This window comes from Azospirillum isscasi (assembly GCF_030849505.1).
GTDB classification, from domain to species: Bacteria; Pseudomonadota; Alphaproteobacteria; order Azospirillales; family Azospirillaceae; genus Azospirillum; species Azospirillum isscasi.
The window spans coordinates 1-3,112 of record NZ_JAUJFI010000289.1; the positions used below are offsets into that span (position 1 = coordinate 1).

General features: G+C 68.4%; 1 protein-coding gene and 2 pseudogenes. 2 read left to right on the forward strand and 1 reads right to left on the reverse strand.

Annotated features, from left to right (window positions below; translation table 11 throughout):
- Positions 1-1,525 (reverse strand): annotated as a pseudogene (locus QSG27_RS28210) (hypothetical protein); the annotation flags it as partial.
- A 211-nt stretch (positions 1,526-1,736) separates the two neighbouring features.
- Between QSG27_RS28210 and QSG27_RS28215 the strand changes: the two are divergent.
- Positions 1,737-2,462 (forward strand): GntR family transcriptional regulator, encoded by a 726-nt coding sequence (locus tag QSG27_RS28215; RefSeq protein ID WP_306712086.1) that lies wholly within the window; start codon positions 1,737-1,739, stop codon positions 2,460-2,462.
- A 333-nt stretch (positions 2,463-2,795) separates the two neighbouring features.
- A pseudogene (locus QSG27_RS28220) lies at positions 2,796-3,112 on the forward strand (tetratricopeptide repeat protein); the annotation flags it as partial.

Here is a 3,112-nt window from a genome sequence, read left to right on the forward strand (position 1 = left end):
CCCGCGCCCCGAACACCGCGGTGGCCGGCGCGCCGCCGCCGCAGCGCCCCTGATGCTCGTCGCTGCTGGCCGAGGCGCCGAGCCGGTAGCCGCGGGCCAGCGCCTCCGCATAGACCCAATGGAACTGGCCCCAGGCGGAGCCGATCTCGATCAGCCGCTCCAGGTCCGGGTGGTGCCAATCGAGATTGCAGCGCCGCCCGCCGACATGGGGGATCAGCAGATGGCCCTCCGGATCGTCCCGATAGGCGGCGTAGAGATCGTCCAGCGGCCAGGCGCCGGGGCGCAGCGCGCCGCGCGTCGACTCGTTCCATTCGAAGGAGCGCACCGGCTGACCCCGCCCGTCCGCCGGGAAGCGCGGCTGGCCGTCGCGCAGGAAGATCACGTTGTGGTCGCCGCCCGCCGCCGAGTTGCCGCACCATTCCGTGCCGGGGTAGCAGACGAAGCGGTCCGGCTCGTTGTACCGGTCGATCAGGCCGACCGCCTCGGTCCAGGCGCGCTCCGTCACGTTGAAGTCGTTGGCCGTGTAGCCCAGCACGTCCAGCCCGGCCACGTCCCGCCCGTAGGACAGGTTGTAGGCGGTGTCGTTGGTGCCGACCGTGTCGTTGGAATGGACGTGCAGGTCGGCGTAGAGGGCGCGCGGTGCCCCGTCCTCGGCGGTGACGAAGGCTTCGGCGGGGGCGAGGCCCGGCGCCGCCGCGGCGATCCGCCACTCGCCGGCGCCGAGGTCGAACGCCTCGCGCCGGACCAGCCAGCCGTTCGCTTGGGGATCGGGGACGAGCGCGACCGTCCGCGTGCGTTTCCCATCCGGTCCGGCGCCATCCGGTCCGGCAATGGTCAGCACGGCGTCCAGCGTGGCGCCGAGGCAGCAGTTGCCCCAGATGTCGTCGGCGCGCAGCAGCAGCGACACCGGACCTGGCGCGATCAGGCGCGGCGCCACCAGCCGCAGGGCGGCGGGGGCGCCCGGCACGATGTCCAGCACGCAGTCGCCCGGCACCTCCGCGTATTTCTGGCTGCCCAGCGGGTCGATGAAGACACGGAAGCGGAAGCCCTGCTCGACGAAGGTCTGCACCCGCGTGCCCGGCCCGCCCTGGCGCCGGTCGCCCAGGCGGATCACGATGCGGTCGCCGGGATTCAGATAGCCGTCGATCACGTCGATGACGATGGCCTTCTGATAGGGCCGCTCGTGCCCCTTCTGGTCGAAGCGCACCTTCAGCGCCTGCACCGTCGCCGGGCTCTGCCCCGGCATCAGCGGACCCGCCTCGTACTCGGCGGAGACGAAGTTGGCCGCCGTGGGGTCGGTGGTCTGGAACAGAGCCCAGTCCGAATAGAATTTCATCGCCAGCTTGATCCCCGCCCCATCGGCAAGGCCCGACGCGCCCACCTCGTAGACCAGCGTCACCTCGGTCCATTCGCCGGCCACAAGCCGCCGGTGGGAACAGGCGGTGGAGCCGAGAAAGGGGCGGGCCTTGTTCCGCTCGTAAAGGCCGGTGGGGGCGATGTGGCCGGTGGGCACGGGATCGGTCATGGGACGGGGCCTCATGGGAGGGGGGCGGGACGCCTCAGGGGATAATACATTGCATAACAGGTTTTGTAATACAATATAAGACATGTGGGACGTCCCACCGATCAGGCGCGCGAACCGCGCGGCGATGCCGGTGCTTGAGCGGGCCGGATGCCGGTGGCATGAAGGCACGGATATTGTTCGCCACAGGCGGGGGAGGGATGGGGTGGCCCCAATGCGGGACAATTTGGTGCGGGAGAACGCAACGGCGCTCTACCGGCAGATCGCGGACCGTCTGCGCGAGGAGATCGCCGCGGGCCGTTTCGAGCCGTCGGGCCGCCTGCCAAGCGAAAGCGAGATCGGCATCCGCTTCGCGGTCAGCCGCGTGACGGTCCGTCTGGCGCTCGACCGCCTGGAAGGGGAGGGGCTGATCGAGCGGCGGAAGGGCAAGGGAACCTTCACGGCGGGCAAGCGCGTCCGCCATCCGCTGGACCGGCTGCGCAGCTTTCACGAGTCCCTGCGTCTTCAGGGGCTGAACGCCAGCATGCGGCCACTGTCGGCGGGCACGGTCGCCACGCCGCCGGACCTGACGGACCAGTTCGGCCCCCGCTGCCAGGAGGTGCGCCGCCTCCATCTGGTGGATGGGGAACCGGTGGCGCTGGGCCGCAGCCTCCTGCCGCCGGAATTGGCGGGCGTCGATTGGGAGGCGGCGGGGCAGAAGCCCGTCTACGCCATCCTGAAGGAGGTGACCGGAAAGCCGGTGGTCGGCGCCGACATCGAGGTGAAGGCCGAGGCCGCCATCGCGGCGGCCGCGGAGCCGCTCGGCGGGGTGCCGGGCATGCCGGTGCTGGTGATGATCCGGCGGTCCTTCTTCGCGGACGGTGCCTGCGCCGATCACGCCGTCTTCCACATCCGCCCGGAACGCTACAGCTTCGTGCTGTCCCACCGTTGGGAGGGGTGACGGGCGGCAACGAGATGGTCCCGATTTCCCGAACAGATGCGCTGCGGATCCACCTCCCGCTCTGCTCCTCCGGCCCGTCGCGCTGCGCTTCGGACATTGAAAAGGAGCCGGTCGCCAACCTTGACCGGTTCGAGACGCCGTTCCACACGATTCAAGCCATGGTCCACGAGCCCGACAAAATCCATTTGCAGACGAATTAACAACGCGAATCCCCACCATCCGGGCTCCCCTGTCGGATGCGCAAAAACTCTCTTTAGGATTTTGTTTACGCCTTCACTCATAAATCCGGGTTGAGTGCTTCATGATCGCATTCAACCTGGATCGCCAATTCCCATGTCAATGCATCAAGCCCTTGTCCTGGCCGCCGAATTCATCAGGGCGGGGCGGGTGGAAGAAGCCGAACGCGTTTACCGCAATTTACTTTGCATCGACCCTGACCATTTTGACGGCCTGATGGCGCTTGGCGCGCTGCGCCGGAGGATGGGTGATCTGGGAACTGCGGCGTTCTGCGGGGGTGCTTCCATCGCGGTACGTCCAGATGCCCCTGAGGGTTACGCCAGTTTGGCTCAGGTCCGGAAAGGGCAAGGCCGATTCGACGACGCCATCGCCGCCTACGGCGCCGCGATCACGCTTCGGCCGCTGAACGCTCA

Excerpts from the sequence above, each read along its gene's own strand:
- QSG27_RS28215 (WP_306712086.1), top strand. The coding sequence starts at position 1,737 with ATGCGGGACAATTTGGTGCGGGAGAACGCAACGGCGCTCTACCGGCAG.